Genomic DNA, 19,414 nt, shown 5'->3' on the forward strand with positions numbered 1-19,414 from the left:
TACGCCGTCGTGCAGGGCGCCGCGGGCATCCAGCAATTCGTGCGCATCGGCCGGATGGCGCTGGTGACCGGCATGGCCGGGGTGGAGCGCAACGTCGTGGGCGGGGGGGGGGGGGGGCGGGGGGGGGCGCCCCCCCGCGCCATCGGCGGCCCCGCGCTGCTCGACCTCGTCGACGAGCAGGCGGAGATCGCCCTGGCCATCGAGGCGGCGGGCGCGCAGCGGCTGCGGCGCTTCACGCGCATGACGCTCGGCACGAAGCTGCCCGGCGAGCCCGCGCGGCTCGTCGCGATGGCCGGACCCGAGTTCGGTTGACGCTGCGGCGCCAGCACCGCACCATCCCGGTAACTGCCGGGTTACCGCAGCACGGGAGAGGAAGGACCAGAATGACCATCGCACGCAGGACCCTGTTCGCCGCCGGCGCGGCGAGCCTCGCCATGCCCGGCATCGCGCGCGCGCAGGGCGCTTGGCGGCCGGAACGGCCAGTGACGATCATCGTCCCCTGGGCCGCGGGCGGCTCCACCGACCAGATGACCCGCCTTGTCGCGCCCGAACTCGAAGCCGCGCTCGGCCAGCGCTTCGTGGTGGTGAACCAGCCCGGCGCCTCCGGTTCCATCGGCACCCGCAACGCGCTCGCAGCGGAGAAGGACGGCTACACCTGGGCCGCCGGCGCGGCGGTGGATGTCGGCTGCTACAAGGTGCTCGGCCTGCTCGATACCATGCTGGCGGACTGGAACCTGTTCTTCGCGGTGGCCAATGTGAACATCCTGGTGGCCAATCCGCAGGCCGGCATCCGCGACTTCGGCGCGGCGATGGAAGCCTTCCGCAGCCGCGGCGCGAGCCTGGCGGTGGCGACGGCCGGCGTCAGCTCCGCCGGACACAACATGATGTCCGCGGTCAAGGCCGCGACCAACATCAACTACCGCCACGCCACCTATGACGGCGGCAACCCGGCGATGATCGCGACCGTCAGCGGCGAGACGCCGATGGGCGCTGTGCTGCTGGTGGAAGCCGCCGAGATGATCCGCGCGCGCCGCCTGATCCCGCTGGCCGTGCAGGCGGAGCAGCCGGTGACGCTGCAGGGCTTCGGCGAGATCCCCTCCATCACGCGCTGGCTGCCGAACATCCCGGCGCCGCTCAACTACTTCGGCATCTGGTGCCCGAAGGGCGTGCCGCAGAACGTGGTGGACACGGTCTCCGCCGTCTGGCGCGACAAGATCGCCAACAGCCAGCGCCTGAAGGACTACGCCGCGCAGCGCGCCGCCGTCTTCGCGCCGCTTCATGGGCAGGAGGCCTTCGACCAGGCCTGGAAGATGGTGCGCCAGACCGCCTGGCTCTACTTCGACGGCGGCACGGCCAAGGTGAGCCCGGACACGCTCGGGATCCAGCGGCTTTGATCCTCGGCGGGGCGCGCGCGTGACGGCGCAGCCGGCGCCGGAGGAGGAAGCGGAAAGCCCCTTCTCCGGCGACCGTGCGCCGCTGCCGCCGCGCTGGGACCTGATCACCGCCGCGGTGCTGCTGGCCTTCGGCCTCGGCGTGATCGGGCTGGCCTGGAACATGCCGACCTTCGTCGAGCAGTCGCAGACCGGGCTCACGGCGCCGGGCATCGTGCCGGGCTTCCACGCCACGGTGGTCTCCCTGCTGGCGATCGTGCTCGGGCTGCGCGCGGTGCGCCGCGGCGCGCTGCGGGCGCATGCCGCACCGGCCTCGCATGCGCGCACCGACGCATCGCGCCTGCTGATCGCGGCGGTGCTCGGTACGCTCTATGCCGGGGTGCTGGTCGGGCGCCTGCCCTTCTGGATGGCGAGCGCGCTCTTCGTCTTCGCCTTCACCGCCATCTTCGAATGGGAGCTCGGCCCCGAGCGGCGGCTGCGCCGGCTTGCCGAAGCGGCGCTGATCGCGCTCGGCACCGGGCTCGCGGTGATGCTGGTGTTCGAGCGGATCTTCCTGGTGCGCCTGCCTTGACCGACCCGATCTCGATGCTCGGCGCGGGCTTCGCCCATGTGTTCCAGGGCGGCGCCGTGTTCCACGCCTTCTGGGCGGTGCTGATCGGCATCGTGGTTGGCGCCCTGCCCGGCCTGACGGCGACGATGGGCGTCGCGCTGCTCACCACGCTGACCTTCAGCATGGGCCCGAACGTGGCGATGCTCGTTCTGGTCTGCGTCTATGTCGGCGCGATCTATGGCGGTTCGCGTTCCGCCATCCTGCTCAACATCCCGGGCACGCCGGCCTCCGCCGCCTCGACGCTCGACGGCTATCCGCTGGCGCGGCAGGGCCTGGCGGGGCGGGCGATGGGCATCTCCACCCTCGGCTCCTGGGTGGGCACGCTGTTCGGCACGATGATCCTGGCGCTGTTCGCGCCGAGCTTCGGTGAATTCGCGCTGCAGTTCGGCAGCTACGAGATGTTCTGGGTGGCGCTGTTCGGCATCGTCATCGCGGGCAGCCTTTCGGGCGGCGATCCGCTGAAGGGCTACATCGCGGGCTTCCTCGGGCTGCTGGTCGCGACCGTCGGGCAGGAGGCGAACCACGCCTATCCGCGCTTCGCCTTCGGCAACACGGATCTCGCCGGCGGGCTCGGGCTGCTGCCGGTGCTGGTCGGCGTGTTCGGCGTGGCGGAGGTGCTGAATTCCATGCGGGGCCCGGCGGTGAAGGCCGTCAGCTCCAGGATGGACAGCGTCATCCCCCGGCTGCGCGACGTGGCGCAGTACTGGCGCACCATCCTGCGCTCCGGCGCGCTCGGCACCTTCATCGGCGCGATGCCTGGCCTCGGCGAGGACATCGCAGCCTGGACGAGCTACGCCGCGGCGAAGCGCGCCAGCGCCGAGAAGGAGAAGTTCGGCAAGGGCAGCGTCGAGGGGCTGATGGCCGCCGAGACGGGCGAGAGCGCCTGCGTCCCGGGCGCGATCATCCCGGTGCTGACGCTGGCCGTCCCCGGCAGCGCGCCGGCCGCGGTGCTGATGGCGGCGATGATGATCCACGGGCTCAACCCCGGGCCGATGCTGGCGATCACCGCGCCGGAATTCATCTACCAGATCGTCGCGATGCTGATCGTCGCCGACATGGTGAAGCTGGTCTACGGGCTCGTGCTGGTGCGGCCGCTGCTCTGGGTGCTGCTGATCCCCCGCGCGCGGCTGATGCCGGTGATCTTCGTGCTGTGCACCGTCGGCGCCTTCGCCATAACATCCCGCCTGTTCGACATCTGGGTGATGCTGGGCGCGGGCCTCGTCGGCTTCATCCTGCGCGAGCTGCGCTTCCCGATGGCGCCGCTGGTGCTCGGCATCGTGCTGGGCGACCTGCTGGACAAGAACCTGCTGCGCGGCCTGACGCTGTCGGGCGGCGATCTGACGCCCTTCTTCACCCGACCGATCAGCGCGACACTCTGCGCGCTGACGGTCTTCGCCGCGCTGTGGTCGGTGCCCGGGCTGATGGGCCGCCTGCTCGGCCCCTTCCGCCGGAGCCCGGCGCCGGGGTAAATCTCCGGCGGCGGGTGCCGGGGAGCAAGCGCATGAAGGTCCTGATCGTGGGCGGCGGCATCGGCGGGCTGACCGCCGCGCTCGCGCTCCAGGCGCGCGGCATCGCCTGCCAGGTGCTGGAGGCGGTGCCGCAGATCCGCCCCCTCGGCGTCGGGATTAACCTGCTGCCGCATGCGACCGCCTGCCTCGAGGCGCTGGATGTCCTCCGCCCGCTGGAGGCGGTGGCGGTGGCCACGAAGGAGGCCGCCTATTTCAACCGCTTCGGACAGCTGATCCATGTGGAGCCGCTGGGCCGTGCCGCCGGCTATGCCACGCCGCAGCTCTCGATCCATCGCGGCGAGCTCCAGATGGTGTTGCTGGAGGCGGTTCTGCGGCGGCTCGGGCCGGGATCGGTGCGCACCGGCACGCGCTGCACCGGCCTGGAGCAGGATGCGTCCGGCGTCACGCTGCACCTGGCCGAGACCGAGACGGGCGCCGCCCTGCCGGCCGAGCGCGCGGATGCGGTGGTGGCCGCGGATGGCATCCACTCCGCGATCCGGCGGCAGTTCTTCCCCGCGGAGCCGCCCTATCTCTATTCCGGCGTGAACATGTGGCGCGGCGTCACGCGGATGAAGCCGATCCTCTCGGGCGCGACGATGGTGCGCGCCGGCTGGCTCGCGCATGGCAAGATCGTCGTCTATCCGATCCGCGACTACCCGGACGGCACGCAACTGATGAACTGGGTGGCCGAGATCGAGACGCCGACCCACGCGGGCAACGACTGGGCGCGGCCCGGCCGGCTGGAGGACTTCCTGCCCGCCTTCGCCGACTGGCATTTCGACTGGCTCGACGTGCCGCGTATGTTCCGCGACGCCGAGACCGTCCTGGAATACCCGATGGTGGACAAGGACCCGCTGCCGCGCTGGAGCCATGGCCGCGTCACGCTGCTCGGCGACGCGGCGCATCCGATGTATCCGCGCGGGTCCAACGGCGCGGGCCAGGCGATCCTGGACGCGAAGGCGCTGGCGGAATGCCTCGGCGGCCAGGCCGATCCGGCGGCGGCGCTGCAGGAGTACGAGAACCGCCGCCTCGGTCCCACGGCGCAGGTGGTGCGCACCAACCGCACGAGCCCGCCCGACGCGATCATCCGCGAGGTCTGGCAGCGCAGCGGCGACCGCCCCTTCGCCCGGATCGAGGACGTGATCAGCAAGGAGGAGCTGACCGCGATGCTCGAGGGCTACAAGCGCGTCGCCGGCTACGACAAGGCGGCGCTCAGTCCGCGCTGATCCCCGCGCGCCGGATCACATCGGCCCAGCGCGCGAGATCCCGTCGGATCAGCGCGGCGAGGTCGGCGGGCGTGCCGGGCGTCGGCACCAGGCCCTGCGCGAGAAGCTGCTGGCGCGTCGCCGGCTCGGCCAGCCAGGCGTTGAGGTCGGCGTTGACCCGGCCGACGAACTCATCCGGCAGGCCCGCCGGGCCGAGCAGCGCATACCAGAGGTCCACCAGCACGTCGGGGAAGCCGGCCTCCGCCATCGTCGGCACATCGGGCGCGCTCTCCACGCGCCGCGCGCTGCCGACCGCGAGGATGCGGATGCGGCCGTCGCGCGCGAGCGGCCCGGCGACATGCACCGGCAGCACCATCGCGGCCACGCGCTTGCCGATCAGGTCCTGGATCGCCGGCGCGCTGCCGCGATAGGGCACGTGGTTCATCGGCACGTTCGCGGTCAGGCGGAACAGCTCCATCGCCAGGTGGTGCGGCGTGCCGTTGCCGGGCGAGGCGTAGTTCGCGCCCCCCGGCTGCGCGGCCGACCAGGCCGCGAAGGCCCGCGCATCGGTGGCCGGCACGTCGGGGTTCACCACCAGCACCAGGTCGCCGACAGCCAGCTTGGCGATGGGCGTGAAGCTCGCCACCGGATCGTAGGGCACCTGCTTGAACAGGCTGGGGTTCATCACGAAGGTGTTGGGCTGCATCACCAGCGTCCGCCCATCCGGCGCGGCGCGCGCCACGGCCTGGGTGCCGATGTTGCCGCTGGCGCCGGCGCGGTTCTCCACCGCAACCGGCTGGCCGAATTTCTGCTGCAGCACCGGCGAGGCCAGCCGCGCCAGCGTGTCGGGGCCGGTGCCGGGCGTGAAGGGCACGACGATGGTCACCGGCCCGTCCGGAATGCGGGCCTGCGCTGCGCCGCGCCGCGGCAGCGCGCCGGCCAGGAGGCCGAGGGACGCGGCCAGGGACAGGCTCCGCCTTGTCGGGCCGCTGAGTTGCGAAGTGGCCATCTGTGTCTCCCTCCCCTTCCGGCGTCGCAGGCCGGTCGGCAACCAGATGGCGAAGTGGGGGGGGGGGGGGGGGGGCCGCCCCCCCCCCCCCCCCCCCCCCCGCCGGGGTTGCCCACCATGTGGTCACTCCCTCCCCCTTGCGACAGAGGCGCCCCTGCTTCTTGCGTCGGGTCGCGCGACCGCCTGGAACCTTCCCAGGCCTGGCAGGCTGAACGGCACTTCGGCCCCGTCGGTTCCGCGGTGCCGGCGCCGCCTCATTCCTTCTCGATGGTGCACTGCAGCGGGTGCTGGTTCTGGCGTGCCAGGTCCATCACCTGCGTCACCTTGTGCTCCGCCACCTCGTATGTATAGACGCCGCAGACGCCGACCCCGCGCCGATGCACATGCAGCATGATCCGGGTGGCCTCCTCCCGGCTCTTGCTGAAGAACCGCTCCAGCACATGCACGACGAACTCCATCGGCGTGTAGTCGTCGTTCAGCATCAGCACCTTGTACATGGACGGCTTGCGGGTCCGGGGCCGGGCCTTGACGACCACGCCGGTGTTCGGCGCGTCCGTGCCGCCGGTGCCGCCCTGCCCGTTCCGTTTGTCGGTATCGCTCATGCCTGTCCTGGGTGCGCGCCTTGTCGCCTGTCCTGAAGATCGGAACGCGCCGCCGGCCTGCCTGTTGCGTGGCCGGGTGACGCGGAAGCCTGTCGCCCCCTCCGCGGGGCCCTGCGACAAGGATATCGGACTCTCAGGCCCGGAGTGAAGGGCTTGACGTCATGGCCGGCATCAAAGGTGGCCGCCACCCCATGACGCACGAAACCCGGCCCGACTGGCGCGATCGCTCGCGCAGCCCGGCCGGGTCCGGCAGGACGGTCCGGGCGCCAGGGCGCCCGGGATGTCATCGGCTCAGGCCGCGAGCGGCTTGCCGAACTTCTCGACCGCGAGGGTCATGCGCGCGGTCAGCGGCGCATAGGCCTGCTCGGCGAGCTTGAAGCTGGCTTCCTGCAGCTTCGCCGCCTCGGTCATGGAACGCTCCATGGAGGCCTTGGCGAAGGCGGCCTGGATGTCGGCGGCCTCCTTCAGGCTCTTCACGGCGGCCAGCGCCTTGGCCGACTCCATCGCGTGGTCGGTCAGCGCCTGGGACACGGCGAAGACCTGCTTGCCGATGTCCTGCATGCCCATGGCGAAGGTCTGCGCCGCCTTGGTCATCGCCTCCATGTTGCCGCGGCCGAACTCCGCCGCTTCCTCGGCCGCCTTGAAGAAACCCTCGGCCGTCTTCGTCACCTGCTCCATGTTCTTCTCCATCGTGGCACGCGCCTGGGTGGCGCCGTCTTCCATCAGCTTCTTCGCCTGCGCCGCACCCTTCGCGGCGTTGTCGGTCACCAGCGCGATCGCGCGCTTGTTTTCTTTCGGCTCCGCGGGCATCGCTCGCTCCTTCACCTTGCCGTCGCGGCGCGGCGCTGAGGCCGGCCGGGAGCCGATTTCCCGGCCCCAAGGATTTTGCTGCACCGCAGCACGCGCACTATCTAGGCCGCGCCATATCAGCGGGCAAGCTTTTTTTGCAGCGCAGCATCAGACAGCGCGCTCAAGGCTCCGTGCGGCGGGCGAAAGCGGCCCCGGGGCGCGGTGAAGGGATGCGACGGGATGGCAAGAGCTGCCGCCAAGGCCCTGCGCTAACTGAAAGTTCCATATACGTGCCGCTATACAGGCCGGGCCAGAATCCCATAGGCTTGCCGGATTGGCGCGGCACGGGGGGTGCCGCAGCAGGGGGACCAAGACCGATGCGCCCAGGCCTCGTCCTGCGCGCAGGCCTTGTGGCTTGCGCCATGCTTGCAATCTTCGCGGGTATCGCCGCCTCGCCTGCGCATGCGCAAATCGGCGGGGAACGCTACGCCGCGATCGTGCTGGACGCCCGCAGCGGCAACGTGCTGGCCGCGGCGAATGCCGACGAGCCGCGCCATCCGGCCTCGCTCACCAAGATGATGACGCTCTACATGGTGTTCGAAGCCCTGCACGAAGGCAGGCTGCGCCTCGATTCGCGCGTGCCGATCTCGCAGGAGGCGGCCTCGCGCCCGCCCTCCAAGCTCGGCGTGCCGGCCGGCCAGTCCATCTCGGTGGAGCAGGCGATCCTGGCCCTCGTCACCCGCTCGGCCAATGACGTCGCCACCGCGGTCGGCGAGCGGCTCGGCGGCTCCGAGGCGCGCTTCGCCCAGATGATGACGCTGCGCGCGCGCTCCATCGGCATGAGCCGCACGCTGTTCCGCAACGCCTCCGGCCTGCCCGACAGCGAGCAGATCACCACGGCGCGCGACATGGCCACGCTCGGCCGCCGGCTGATCCAGGACTTCCCCAACCGCTACCACTATTTCGGGGTGAGCCATGTGGAGTTCGGCGCGGTCCGCATCCGCAACCACAACCGCATGCTCCAGAGCTATGAGGGCGTGGACGGGATCAAGACGGGCTACATCAACGCCAGCGGCTTCAACATCGTGACCAGCGCGACGCGCGGCAACCGCCGCCTGGTGGGCGCCGTGTTCGGCGGCAGTTCCTGGGTCGAGCGCGACGCGCACATGGCGGCGCTGCTCGATCAGGGCTTCGAGCGCCTCGGCCTGGCCAATGCCGCGCCGGGCGGCCCCGGGGTCCTCCGCACCGCCCAGGCCGCACCGCTGCCGCGCGGCGAGGCCGCAAGCCGCCCGGCCGCCGAGACAAGCCGCGCCACGTCCCGCCAGGCGAGTTCCCGATCCGGCTCGAGCCGGTCGGCGTCCCGCCAGGCCTCCACCCGGCAGGAAGCAACGGGCCAGACCCGCACCACGCGGCGCGAGGCAACGGCGCGCGGCACCACGGCGAACACCCAGACCGCCACGGTGCGCAGCCGCGGCTCCCAGCCTCGCACCGCCTCCGCGGCGCAGACCGAGACGCCGCCGCGCAGCACCAGTCGCAGCACGCGCCGCTCCACCCAGCGCTGAGGCGGGCGGCCCGACTTGTTCGGGCTCGAGGCGCGCGGTCAGGCCATCGCGCCGCGCGCCGTGATCGGCCACAGGCACTCCACCCGGCCGCCCCGCACGCCCACATACCAGTCGTAGCGGTCCACCGTCGGGTCGCAATGGCCCGGCACCAGCCGGATCTTCTCGCCGAGCCGCGGCACGCCCTCGCCCAGCAGCGTACCGTGCTCGTCGGCCGCGCGGGCATAGGCGACGCCCGGAAAGCCATGGACCAGCGGCATGCCGGAATCGGTGGGCAGCGCCTTGTGCCCGGCATCCACCACAGCGACGCCGGCCCGCGGCGCGCTCATCACCTGCGCCAGCACGAACAGCGCCTGGCGGAAGGGTGGCGGGTCGTCGTTGCGGGCGTAGTCGGCATCCATGAAGGCGTAGGAGCCGGCCTGGATCTCGGTCCAGACGCCGCTCGCCGCTTCCAGCGCGAAGGTGCCCGTGCCGGCGCCGCCGACGATGGCGCAATCGAGCCCGCGCTGGCGGCACTGCTCCACGGTGCGGCGCGTGCCGTCCGTCGCGGCGGCGATGGCCGCCACGCGCTCCTCCGGCTTGCGCCTGTGCTGCGCGCTGCCGTGATAGGCCTGCAGCCCGCCGAAGATCAGGTGCGGGCTCGCCGCGATGCGCTCGGCCAGCGCCACCGCCTCCGGCCCCGGCTGCACGCCGCAGCGGCCGGAGCCGACATCGATCTCCACCAGCACCGTCATGCGCAGCCCGGCATCCTGCGCCGCCGCCTCGATCGCGGCGATGCCGGCCTCGTCATCGGCGCAGACCGCGATCTTGGCGATGCGCGACAGGGCGGCGAGGCGGGCGAGCTTGCGCGGTGCGATGACCTCGTTGCTCACCAATATGTCCGGCACGCCGCCCCAGGCCAGCGCCTCCGCCTCGGCGACCTTCTGCGTGCAGTTGCCAATCGCGCTGCGCCGCATCTGCTGCAGCGCGACCACCGGCGATTTGTGCGTCTTGGCATGCGCGCGGAGCTTCGTGCCGGTTGGCGCGAGCAGCGCGGCCATGGTGTCCAAATTGTGCTCGAAGGCATCGAGGTCGAGCAGCAGCGCGGGGGTATCCACATCCTCCTCGCGCATGCCGGGTTCCGCCGGCGGCCGTTGCATCATCGTTTTCGCGTTCCTCAGAGAGCGTGGCGAAGGGCGTCCATGATGCGGTCGAGCTCGGCCGCGTCGTTGTAGCCGTGGAAGCTGAAGCGGATGCGGCCGCGGCCATTCCAGGCAAGCACGCCCTGCTCCGCCATCGCGGTCACGATGGACGCGGCGCGGTCATGCGCGATGCAGACATTGGCGCCGTGCCGCGCCGGATCGCGCGGCGTGGTGGAGGCGATGCCGGCCGCCTCGAGCCGCGCCAGCAGGCCGGTGGTCAGCCCCTGCACATGCGCCGCGACGGCGCCACGCGGAAATGCCTCGAGAAAATCCAGCGCCGCATGCATGACATAGGCGCCGGCATGGCTGGGATTGCCGCGGGTGAAGCGGCCGGCATCCTCGCGCAGCGCGACCGGCTGCGCCCAGTCGGGCTTGCCCGCCATGCGGATCGAGTACCACCCCGCGGTCGCCGGCGCCCAGCCCGGCTGCCGCGCGCGGTTCCAATACGCCACCGCAATCCCGGTGATCCCGAGCATCCATTTGTAGCAGGAGGCGAAGGCGAAATCGGCGACCGACGCCCCGATGGGCAGCCAGCCGCTGGCCTGCGTGAAATCCACCGCCAGCATCGCGCCCGCGCCATCCGCCACGCGTCGCAGCGCCGCCAGGTCGTGCCGCCTGCCATCCACCATGGAGACGGCGCTGACCGCGATCATCCGCGTGCGCGCGTCGCAGGAAGCCGCCACGGCCTCCGCATCCATCATGTCGGCGAAGCGCAGCGCCACGCCTCGCCGCAGCGCCAGCGGCGCGACCACCGACGGATACTCGTCCGCCGCGACCACGACATTGTCGCCCGCGCGCCAGTCCAGGCTCTCCACCAGGATGGACATGCCCTCCGCCACCGAGGAGACCAGCCCGATCTCCGCCGGCGCCACGGACCAGAAGGCCGCCAGCCGCGCGCAGAGCCGCTCCGCCTCCTCGTCCACGCGCGGGCGGCTGGCCGGCCCCAGGGACTTGTCCTCGCCGTAACGCGCGAAGGCCGCCGCATGGCTGCGCAGCACCGGCGTCTCACCCCCGGCGCAGACATGCACCGTGCCGGGCGGTATGCGGAAGGCGCCACGATCGAACAGGGCATCGAACAGCGGCAAGCCGGCCTCGCGGGGTTGCGTCCGCCGCCGAGACTGGCACGGTCGGGGGGAAGGAAACAGACCGGCATGGATTTCAGCGAAACCGACACGCAGCGTTCCGTGCGCGAGGCGATGGAGCGGCTCTGCGCCCGCTTCGGCGACGCCTACTGGCTCGATTGCGACAAGGCGCACCGCTTCCCGCACGAATTCCACAAGGCGATGGCCGAGGAAGGCTGGCTCGGCATCTGCATGCCGGAGGCGGTGGGCGGCGCCGGCCTCGGCGTGGCGGAAGCCAGCGTGATGATGCAGGCCATCGCGCAATCCGGCGCCGGCATGACCGGCGCCTCCGCCGTGCACATGAACATCTTCGGCCCGATGCCCGTCGTCGTGTTCGGCACCGAGGAACAGAAGGTGCGCATGCTGCCGCCGCTGATCGCGGGCGCCGAGAAGGCCTGCTTCGCCGTCACCGAGCCGAACACCGGCCTCGATACCACACGATTGAAAACCTTCGCGGAGCGGCGGGGCGACCGCTACGTGGTGAACGGCCAGAAGGTGTGGATCAGCACCGCGCAGGTCGCCGACCGCGTGCTGCTGCTGGCCCGCACCACGCCGTTGGACCAGGTCAGGAAGCGCAGCGAGGGCCTCTCGCTGTTCTACACCGCGCTCGACCGCACGCGGATCGAGGTGCGCGAGATCCCGAAGATGGGCCGCCACGGCGTGGATTCGAACCAGCTCTTCCTCGACGGCCTGGAAGTCCCGCTGGAGGACCGCATCGGCGAGGAAGGCAAGGGCTTCGACTACATCCTGCACGGCATGAATCCCGAGCGCATCCTCGTCGCCGCGGAAGCCGTGGGCATCGGCCATGCCGCCATCGCCCGCGCCGCCTCCTACGCGAAGGAGCGCGTGGTGTTCGGCCGTCCGATCGGCCAGAACCAGGGCGTGCAGCATCCCCTCGCCGCCTGCTGGATGCAGCTGGAGGCCGCGCGGCTGATGACGATGCAGGCCGCCTGGCGCTACGACCAGGGCCTCCCCTGCGGCGCCGAGGCCAACGCCGCGAAATGGCTCGGCGGCGAGGCCGGCTTCGAGGCCGCGCAGACCGCCGTGATGACGCTCGGCGGCTATGGCTACGCGCAGGAATTCCACCTCGAGCGCTTGCTGCGCGAGAGCTTCATACCGCGCATCGCGCCGGTCTCGCCCCAGCTCATCCTCTGCCACATCGCCGAGCGCGTCCTCGGCCTGCCCAAGAGCTACTGATGGATATCCTGGACGATTTGCTCGCCAAGGCCACGCGCCACGAGACGCCCTGCGGCGATGGCCGCATGGTCTGGCACGCCTGGAACGAGGGCGCGGGCGATCCGCTGGTGCTGCTGCATGGCGGCAACGGATCCTGGCGGCACTGGGTGAAGCAGATCCCTCGCTACGCCCGCACGCGCTGCGTGATCGCGCCCGACCTGCCCGGCCTTGGCGAGAGCGCTGACCTGCCGGGCGAGCAGGACCCGCTGCAGGCCGCGCGCGTCATGCTGCCCGGCCTGCGCGACCTGCTGCGCGGCCGGCGCGCCGACCTGGTCGGCTTCTCCTTCGGGTCGAATGTCGCGGGCCAGCTCGCCGCCGCGATGGGCAATGAGCTGCGCACGCTGACGCTGGTCGGCGCCGCGGCGCTCGGCGTGCCCCGCAACCCGACCCCGCTCGAGAAGATCCGCGACAAGCAGAGCGAGGCCCGCATCGCGGCGCATCGCTTCAACCTGGCCTCGCTGATGATCGCCGATCCGGCGAAGATCGACGACCTCGCCCTCGCGATCCAGGAATGGAACACGGTGCATGCCCGCTTCCGCAGCCGCGGCTTCGCCGGCACGCCGCTGCTGAAGCAGGCGCTCGCGCGCACCACGCTGCCGCTGACGCTGATCTGGGGCGAGCTTGACCAGGTGGCGGTGGGCCACATTCATGAGCGCTTCGCGGCGGCACAGGAATCGCGGCCGGATGCGGTGCTCGAGGTGATCCGGGGCGCGGGGCACTGGACGGCGTATGAGGCGCCGGAGGCGCTGAACGCGGCGCTCGACCGGGCGATGCGCCGGGGCGGCCCGGAGCCGGCGCTGGCGGCCGGGGCGGGCGTGCTGTAGGGAAAGCCGGACCGTCCGGAACAGAGAAGAGGCCCGATCATGCTGCGCCGACGCGCCCTGCTGACCCTCCCCGCCGCCGCCCTGGCCGCGCCGCGCATCGCCGGTGCGCAGGCGGCCTGGCCCGCGCGCAATGTCCGCGTGATCGTGCCCTTCCCGCCGGGCGGCACCACGGACGTGGTCGCCCGCCTCGTCACCCAGCGCCTTTCGACCACGCTCGGCCAGACCTTCGTGATCGAGACCCGCGCCGGCGCCGGCGGCACGGTCGGCTCCGACGTGGTCGCGAAGAGCCCGCCGGACGGCTACGCCTTCGTCATCTCCAACATCGCCTCGCATGGCGTCGGGCCGAGCGTCTATCCCGCCATGCCCTATGACAGCGTGCGGGACTTCACCCATGTCGCGCTGATGGCCGAGGTGCCCTCGGTGCTGGCGGTCAACGTCGCCTCGCCGATCCGCACGCTGGCCGACTTCATCGCCGCGGCGAAGGCGCGGCCGGGCATGACGGTGGGCTCGCCCGGCAACGGCACCTCCTCCCACGCCAAGCAGGAGATCCTGAAGCGCGCGGCGGGGATCGACCTGACGCATGTGCCCTATCGCGGCAGCGGGCCGATGATGAACGACCTGACCGCCGGCAATGTGGACGCGATGATCACCACCCTCGTCGAGGCCGGCCGCAACGAACGCTTCCGCCTCCTCGCCGTCACGGCGGCGGAGCGCGTGCCGGGCTGGCCGGACCTGCCCACCTTCAAGGAGCTCGGCTTCGCCGATCTCGTCGCCTCCACCTGGTTCGGCATCTCGGGCCCCGCCGGGCTGCCGGCGCCGATCACCGAGAAGCTGAACGCCGAGGTGCTGGACGCGCTCGCCACGCCGGACATCGCGCAGCGCCTGCGCGAGGCCGGCGCCACCCCGCGGCGGATGAGCGCGGCGGAGTACCAGGCCTTCGTCGCCGCCGAGGTCGCGCGCTGGCGGGCGGTGGTGCAGGCCGCGAACATCCGCGTGCAGTGAGCGGCCCGGCCGCCATGGAGGAACGCGCGCCGCCGCCCCGGCCGGCCGAGACCGATGCGGCGCGCCGGGCCCGGGCGGAGCGCGAGGCCAGGCTGGCCGCCGCGCTGCGGGAAAACCTGCGCCGCCGCAAGGCACAGGCCCGGGCGCGTGCGGCCGGCCCCTCCACGTCCCCGGAGAAGCCCGGCGAGGAGTGATTGTCGCCGCCCGCCCCTTCCGCTAACCCGGCCGGAAGAGCGCCCCGGAGTTCGTTCCGCCCATGCCCATCATGCCCGACAGCTGGATCCGCCGCATGGCGACGGAGCACGGCATGATCGAGCCCTTCGTCGAGAACCAGCGGCGGGAGGGCGTGATCTCCTTCGGCCTCTCTTCCTATGGCTACGACGCGCGGCTGGCCGACGAGTTCAAGATCTTCACCAATGTGGACAACGCCCTGGTGGACCCCAAGGCCTTCGACGAGCAGAGCTTCGTCAGCCGCAAGGGCGCGACCTGCATCATCCCGCCCAATTCCTTCCTGCTCTGCCACACGGTGGAATACTTCCGCATCCCGCGCGACGTCCTTGTGATCTGCCTCGGCAAGTCCACCTACGCCCGCTGCGGCCTGATCGTGAACGTCACCCCGCTGGAGCCGGAATGGGAAGGCCAGGTGACGATCGAGATCAGCAACACCACGCCGCTGCCCGCGCGCATCTACGCCAACGAAGGCATCTGCCAGTTCCTGTTCCTGCAGGGCGCGGCGCCGCCCGAAGTCAGCTACGCCGACCGCAAGGGCAAATACATGGGCCAGCGCGGCGTCGCGCTGCCGAAGCTGTAGCCGCATGGACCGCATCCGCATCCGCGGCGGCAAGCCGCTGTCGGGCACCATCCCGGTCAGCGGCGCGAAGAACGCGACGCTGCCGCTGATGACCGCGGCGCTGCTCTCGGACGGGCCGCTGGTGCTGGAGAACGCGCCCGACCTCGCCGACATCGCCACCATGCGCGCGCTGCTGAGGCAGCACGGCCTGGCGGTGGAGCACGACCGCGCCGGACGGCGGCTGATCCTGTCCGGCAGCGCGACGAATCTCGAGGCGCCCTACGACATCGTCCGCAAGATGCGCGCGAGCGTGCTGGTGCTCGGCCCGCTGCTCGCGCGCTTCGGAAGCGCGAAGGTCTCGCTGCCCGGCGGCTGCGCCATCGGCACGCGCCCGGTGGACCTGCACCTCAAGGGGCTGGAGCAGATGGGTGCGACCATCTCGCTCGACAGCGGCTACATCGAGGCGACCGCCCCGCCGGGCGGCCTGAAGGGCGCGCGCATCATCTTCCCCCAGGTCAGCGTCGGCGCGACCGAGAACCTGCTGATGGCCGCCTGCCTGGCGGACGGCGTGACGGAGCTGGTCAACGCCGCGCAGGAGCCCGAGATCGGCGACCTCGCCATGTGCCTGATGCGCATGGGCGCCAGGATCGAGGGCATCGGGACCGCGAAGCTGGTGATCGAGGGAACCAGGACGCTCGGCCCCGCGACGCATCCGATCATCCCCGACCGCATCGAGGCCGGCACCTATGCCTGCGCCGCGGCGATCACCGGCGGGCAGGTGATGCTGGAAGGGGCCAGGCTGTCCGACCTCGGCGCGGTGGCGCGCGTGCTGCGCGATGCCGGCGTGGACGTTGCGGAACGCAATGACGGGCTGATGGTCAGCCGGCTCAACGGCCTGCACGGCACCGATGTGATGACCGAGCCCTTCCCCGGCTTCGCCACAGACATGCAGGCGCAGTTCATGGCGCTGATGTGCGTCGCCGACGGCGCCAGCATGATCACGGAGACGATCTTCGAGAACCGCTTCATGCATGTGCCGGAGCTGATGCGCATGGGCGCGCGCATCAAGTATCACGGCCAGAGCGCGATCGTGCGCGGCGTGCCGAAGCTCTCGGGCGCGCCGGTGATGGCGACCGACCTGCGCGCCTCCGTGTCGCTCGTGCTGGCGGGGCTGGCGGCGCAGGGCGAGACCATCGTCAACCGCGTCTATCACCTCGACCGCGGCTATGAGGCGGTGGAGCGGAAGCTGGCCGCGGTGGGGGCCGAGATCGAGCGGATCTGAGGAGGTCGTGCCGTGACGAGGCTGCAGCCGGTGGATCGCCTGGAGATCCAGGTGCTGGTGGACAACGTCACCGACAGCCTCTCCCGCGTGCCGCCCTTCGTCACGCGCGAATGGAATGTGCTGCGCCGCTTCGGCCTGACGCGGACCAGCGGCGGCGCGCTCTGCTGCGCCAATCACGGCCTGGCGCTGGTGCTGACGCTGCATCGTGGCGCCGCGCACCACCGCTTCCTGTTCGATGGCGGCCCCGACCCGTACGCGATCGCGCGGAACGGCCCGAAGCTCGGCGTGGCCTTCGGCGAGATCGCGGCGGCGATGCTCAGCCACGGCCATTGGGACCATGCCGGCGGCATCCCGAAGGCGCTGGAATTCATCACCGCCGCGAATGGCGGCCGCGCGGTGCCGCTCCACCTGCATCCCGGCATGTTCCGCGAGCGCGGCAGCCGCCAGCCCGATGGCGGCGTCTTCCCGATGGACCGCGTGCCGCTGCCGGCCGAATGGGAAGCGATGGGCGCCGCCCCGGTCGTGACGGACCAGCCGCAAACGCTGTTCGACGGCCTGCTCTGGATCAGCGGCGAGATCCCGCGCCGCACGCCCTATGAGCGCGGCCTGCCCGGCCAGGTGGCGCGCGCGACGGAGGCCGATCCGTGGGAAAGCGACGAGTTGCTGATGGATGAGCGCTTCTGCGCCGTGCATCTGCGCGGCCGTGGCCTCGTGGTGTTCAGCGCCTGCTCCCATGCCGGCATCGTCAACGTGCTGCACGCGGCGCGCGACGCCTTCCCGGAGGTGCCTCTGTTCGCCGCGATGGGCGGCTTCCACTTGTCCGGCGAGAACGAGGCGATCATCCCGGAGACGGTGGCCGACCTCGCGCAATTCGACCTGCCGCTGCTGATCCCCGCGCATTGCACCGGCTGGCGCGCGATCAACGCGCTGGAGCGCGCCTTCGGCGAGCGGGTGGTGCCGGCCGCCGTCGGCAAGCTCTTCGCGCTGGATGCGTGACCGCTACCGCGCCCGCCGCCAGATCTGCTGCCCGCCATCGGCGAACAGCTCCAGCCGCAGCGTATCGCCCTGCCGCACCCAGATGCGGACATAGGGCAGTTCGCGCCCGAGCCGCGCATCGAGCGATCCCGGCGCGCACATCGCGCGCGTCGTCGCGATCGGGCCGAATTCGAGGTGGCCGGCGCCGGGGCGGTCCTCCGTCGCGGTGAAGCGGCCGCGCCCGCGGTTGCAGTCCAGCCGGAAGAGGGCATTGCCCTCCGCGTCGAAGGCCACCGTGTAGAGTGCGGGGTCCGGCACGCGGACCGTGCCGGTCGCGTCGTCGGGGGAGCGCAGCTCCACCAGCTCCCAGCTCGTGCCGGCGAGCGGCGGCGTCTGCGCGGCCGCGGCGCAGCCGGCGAGCGCCAGCGCGAGCGCCGCGGCGGCCGGCCTCACCGGAACATCGCCCCGCCATCCACGTCCACGACGGTGCCGTTCACGTAGCCGCCGCGCGGCGAGGACAGGAAGGCGGCGAGGTCGGCGATCTCGCGCGGCTCGATGGCGCGGCCGAAGGGCAGGCCGGTCAGCGTCTCCGCCCAGCGTGCCTCGTCGCCGAACTGCGTCTTGGCGTTGGTGCGCGCCAGCGTCATCATCCGGTCGGTGCGCGTCGCCGCGGGATTGATGCCGAAGACGCGCACGCCGTTCGCGACCGTGGCGCCGCCGAGCGCCGAGGTGAAGGCGATCAGCGCGGCATTGGCGGTGCAGCCGGCGATGTAGCCCATGCGCGGCGTGCGCCCGGCCATGCCGATGATGTTGCAGATCACGCCCGATTTCCGCGCTTCCATGCCCGGCAGGTAGAGCTGGCACAGGTGGATGTAGCCCAGCAGCTTGAGGTCCCAGGCGGCGCGCCAACGCTCCATCGGGATGTCGGAAAGCCGCCCGCCCGGGATCGCCCCGGCGTTGTTGACCAGGATGTCCGGGTCGGGATGCGCCGCGTGCAGGCTGGCGCGGCCCGCATCGGTCGAAAGGTCGGCCGCGAAGGTTTCGACCTTCACCTGCGCCTTGCCGCGCACCGCGTCCGCCGCTGTGGTCAGCGCGGCCGCATCGCGCGACACCAGGATGATGTCGCAGCCCGCTTCCGCGAAGCTCTCGGCGCAGGCGAGGCCGATCCCCTTCGATCCGCCGGTGATCAGCACGCGCTTGCCGCCGAGGCCGAGGTCCATCGTCATTGCTTCTCAGATCTCCAGCTCGATCACGAAGGGGCCGTCCTTGGCGAAGGACTGCCGCATCAGGTCGCCGCAGCCTTCGAGCGTCGCGGTCTTCGCCGCCTCCACGCCCATGCCGTTGGCCAGCTTCACCCAGTCGAGGTCCGGGTTGCCGAGGTCCATCATGTCCATCGCCGTCCGCCCGGGATTGGCGCCGACGCCGCGATACTCGCCCAGCAGGATCGCGTATTTGCGGTTGGAGAGCACGATGGTCGTCACCGGCAGCTTCTCGCGCGCCTGGGTCCACAGCCCCTGCAGCGTGTACATCCCGGACCCGTCGGCCTGCAGGTTCACCACCCGCCGCCCGCCCGCGCCCACCGCCGCGCCGGTCGCGAGCGGGATGCCGCAGCCGATCGCGCCGCCGGTGATCTGCAGCCAGTCATGCTTCGGCGCGCAATGCGTCGCGGCGAAGAAGCCGCGGCCGAAGGAAACGCTCTCGTCCGCCACCACCGTGTCCTCCGGCATCAGCGCCGCCAGGGTGCGCGCCAGCCCCTCCGGCGTCGGCGCGCCGCGCGCGGGCTCGGGGCGCGGGCCGGGATCGGGGATCGCCAGCTTCGGCGCGCCGAGTTCGTCGGCCAGCGCCGTCAACGCCTGCACCGGGTCGGCCTCGTAGCGCGTCAGCAGCACGGCCTCGGCGTCCTCGCGGCAATGCAGCGACGGCTTGCCGGGATAGGCGAAGAAGCCGACGGGCATGCGGCTGTTGACGAGGACAATGGTCGTGTAGGGCTTCAGCGCCTCGATCGCGATGTCGGCGGGATAGGGCACGCGCTCCAGCGGCGGGCGGCCGCGGCCGCGCTCGATCCGGCCGTTCGATCCCTCGGCCAGCAGCGCGGCACCGGTATGCGTCGCGATGCGGAAGGCGAGCGCCTGCGCCTCCGCCGTCAGCGCCAGGCCCCCGAGCAGGATCAGCACGTTCTTCCGCTCCCGCAGCGCGCGGGCGGCGTTGCGGATGGCCAGCGGGTCGGCCTGCGGCGCGGCGGGCACCGGCAGGGGCGCCCCGGGGGGGGGGGGGGGGGGGGGGGCCGCGGGGGGGGGGGGGGGGAGGAGCGGCGGGGGGGTGGGGCCCGG

The 19,414-nt window shown here is 71.8% G+C and carries 20 protein-coding genes and 1 pseudogene; 13 read left to right on the top strand and 8 right to left on the bottom strand.

What is annotated here, in order from left to right; all coding sequences use genetic code 11:
• The 5 genes and pseudogenes from AC1MIR_RS23260 to AC1MIR_RS23280 all read left to right on the top strand — a co-directional run.
• A pseudogene (locus AC1MIR_RS23260) lies at positions 1–312 on the top strand (hypothetical protein); the annotation flags it as partial.
• A 71-nt stretch (positions 313–383) separates the two neighbouring features.
• On the top strand, positions 384–1,394 hold the full coding sequence (locus tag AC1MIR_RS23265; protein ID WP_480030563.1) for a Bug family tripartite tricarboxylate transporter substrate binding protein: 1,011 nt from the start codon (positions 384–386) through the stop codon (positions 1,392–1,394).
• Positions 1,395–1,413: 19 nt separating this feature from the next.
• Entirely contained in the window at positions 1,414–1,962 is a 549-nt protein-coding gene (locus tag AC1MIR_RS23270; protein WP_480030564.1) for a tripartite tricarboxylate transporter TctB family protein, read from the top strand.
• The gene (locus tag AC1MIR_RS23275; RefSeq protein ID WP_480030565.1) at positions 1,959–3,470 is read left to right on the top strand and encodes a tripartite tricarboxylate transporter permease; all 1,512 of its coding nucleotides are present in this window, start codon (positions 1,959–1,961) and stop codon (positions 3,468–3,470) included. Before AC1MIR_RS23270 ends, AC1MIR_RS23275 begins: the two co-directional genes overlap by 4 nt.
• A 32-nt stretch (positions 3,471–3,502) precedes the next feature.
• Complete coding sequence (locus AC1MIR_RS23280; RefSeq protein WP_480030566.1) at positions 3,503–4,735, top strand: flavin-dependent oxidoreductase; 1,233 nt, start codon at positions 3,503–3,505, stop codon at positions 4,733–4,735.
• Here AC1MIR_RS23280 and AC1MIR_RS23285 read toward each other — a convergent pair.
• From AC1MIR_RS23285 to AC1MIR_RS23295, 3 genes are all read right to left on the bottom strand, one after another.
• Positions 4,722–5,723: a tripartite tricarboxylate transporter substrate binding protein gene (locus AC1MIR_RS23285; RefSeq protein ID WP_480030567.1), complete on the bottom strand. Its 1,002-nt coding sequence runs from the start codon at positions 5,721–5,723 to the stop codon at positions 4,722–4,724. The two genes, AC1MIR_RS23280 and AC1MIR_RS23285, sit on opposite strands and share 14 nt — an antisense overlap.
• 254 nt (positions 5,724–5,977) lie before the next feature.
• Positions 5,978–6,325 carry an ATP-dependent Clp protease adapter ClpS gene (clpS, locus tag AC1MIR_RS23290; protein ID WP_480030568.1) on the bottom strand — a complete coding sequence of 116 codons (348 nt, stop codon included), beginning with the start codon at positions 6,323–6,325 and terminating at the stop codon, positions 5,978–5,980.
• Positions 6,326–6,616: 291 nt separating this feature from the next.
• On the bottom strand, positions 6,617–7,135 hold the full coding sequence (locus AC1MIR_RS23295; RefSeq protein ID WP_480030569.1) for a phasin family protein: 519 nt from the start codon (positions 7,133–7,135) through the stop codon (positions 6,617–6,619).
• 401 nt (positions 7,136–7,536) lie between these two features.
• On the opposite strand from AC1MIR_RS23295, the gene AC1MIR_RS23300 reads away from it, so the two are divergent.
• Positions 7,537–8,676, top strand: coding sequence for a D-alanyl-D-alanine carboxypeptidase family protein (locus AC1MIR_RS23300; protein WP_480030570.1), 1,140 nt, complete (start codon positions 7,537–7,539; stop codon positions 8,674–8,676).
• Positions 8,677–8,714: 38 nt separating this feature from the next.
• Here the strand turns inward: AC1MIR_RS23300 and AC1MIR_RS23305 are convergent, their stop codons facing one another.
• Entirely contained in the window at positions 8,715–9,815 is a 1,101-nt protein-coding gene (locus tag AC1MIR_RS23305) for a DSD1 family PLP-dependent enzyme (RefSeq protein WP_480030571.1), read from the bottom strand.
• A 14-nt stretch (positions 9,816–9,829) separates the two neighbouring features.
• A complete protein-coding gene (locus AC1MIR_RS23310) occupies positions 9,830–10,939 on the bottom strand; it encodes an aminotransferase class V-fold PLP-dependent enzyme (protein WP_480030572.1) in 1,110 nt (369 codons plus the stop codon).
• A gap of 66 nt (positions 10,940–11,005) precedes the next feature.
• Between AC1MIR_RS23310 and AC1MIR_RS23315 the strand changes: the two genes are divergently transcribed.
• From AC1MIR_RS23315 to AC1MIR_RS23345, 7 genes are all read left to right on the top strand, one after another.
• Entirely contained in the window at positions 11,006–12,172 is a 1,167-nt protein-coding gene (locus AC1MIR_RS23315) for an acyl-CoA dehydrogenase family protein (RefSeq protein WP_480030573.1), read from the top strand.
• Positions 12,172–13,035 carry an alpha/beta fold hydrolase gene (locus AC1MIR_RS23320; RefSeq protein ID WP_480030574.1) on the top strand — a complete coding sequence of 288 codons (864 nt, stop codon included), beginning with the start codon at positions 12,172–12,174 and terminating at the stop codon, positions 13,033–13,035. Before AC1MIR_RS23315 ends, AC1MIR_RS23320 begins: the two co-directional genes overlap by 1 nt.
• 39 nt (positions 13,036–13,074) lie before the next feature.
• Positions 13,075–14,037 carry a Bug family tripartite tricarboxylate transporter substrate binding protein gene (locus tag AC1MIR_RS23325; RefSeq protein ID WP_480030575.1) on the top strand — a complete coding sequence of 321 codons (963 nt, stop codon included), beginning with the start codon at positions 13,075–13,077 and terminating at the stop codon, positions 14,035–14,037.
• Complete coding sequence (locus tag AC1MIR_RS23330; protein WP_480030576.1) at positions 14,034–14,231, top strand: hypothetical protein; 198 nt, start codon at positions 14,034–14,036, stop codon at positions 14,229–14,231. The genes AC1MIR_RS23325 and AC1MIR_RS23330 overlap by 4 nt, the downstream gene beginning before the upstream one ends.
• 62 nt (positions 14,232–14,293) lie before the next feature.
• A complete protein-coding gene (gene dcd / locus AC1MIR_RS23335) occupies positions 14,294–14,848 on the top strand; it encodes a dCTP deaminase (protein ID WP_480030577.1) in 555 nt (184 codons plus the stop codon).
• A 4-nt stretch (positions 14,849–14,852) separates the two neighbouring features.
• Positions 14,853–16,109 carry a UDP-N-acetylglucosamine 1-carboxyvinyltransferase gene (gene murA, locus AC1MIR_RS23340; RefSeq protein ID WP_480030578.1) on the top strand — a complete coding sequence of 419 codons (1,257 nt, stop codon included), beginning with the start codon at positions 14,853–14,855 and terminating at the stop codon, positions 16,107–16,109.
• Between the two features lie 12 nt (positions 16,110–16,121).
• A complete protein-coding gene (locus AC1MIR_RS23345) occupies positions 16,122–17,105 on the top strand; it encodes an MBL fold metallo-hydrolase (RefSeq protein ID WP_480030579.1) in 984 nt (327 codons plus the stop codon).
• Positions 17,106–17,108: 3 nt separating this feature from the next.
• Here AC1MIR_RS23345 and AC1MIR_RS23350 read toward each other — a convergent pair whose 3' ends face one another.
• The 3 genes from AC1MIR_RS23350 to AC1MIR_RS23360 form a co-directional block, all read right to left on the bottom strand.
• Entirely contained in the window at positions 17,109–17,537 is a 429-nt protein-coding gene (locus tag AC1MIR_RS23350; RefSeq protein WP_480030580.1) for an META domain-containing protein, read from the bottom strand.
• Complete coding sequence (locus tag AC1MIR_RS23355; protein WP_480030581.1) at positions 17,534–18,304, bottom strand: short-chain dehydrogenase/reductase; 771 nt, start codon at positions 18,302–18,304, stop codon at positions 17,534–17,536. Before AC1MIR_RS23355 ends, AC1MIR_RS23350 begins: the two co-directional genes overlap by 4 nt.
• 12 nt (positions 18,305–18,316) lie before the next feature.
• Positions 18,317–19,414, bottom strand: a 1,098-nt coding sequence (locus AC1MIR_RS23360) for an acetolactate synthase large subunit (protein WP_480030582.1), incomplete at its 5' end; no start/stop codon positions are given.

The organism is Falsiroseomonas sp. RANM36 (assembly GCF_056682175.1).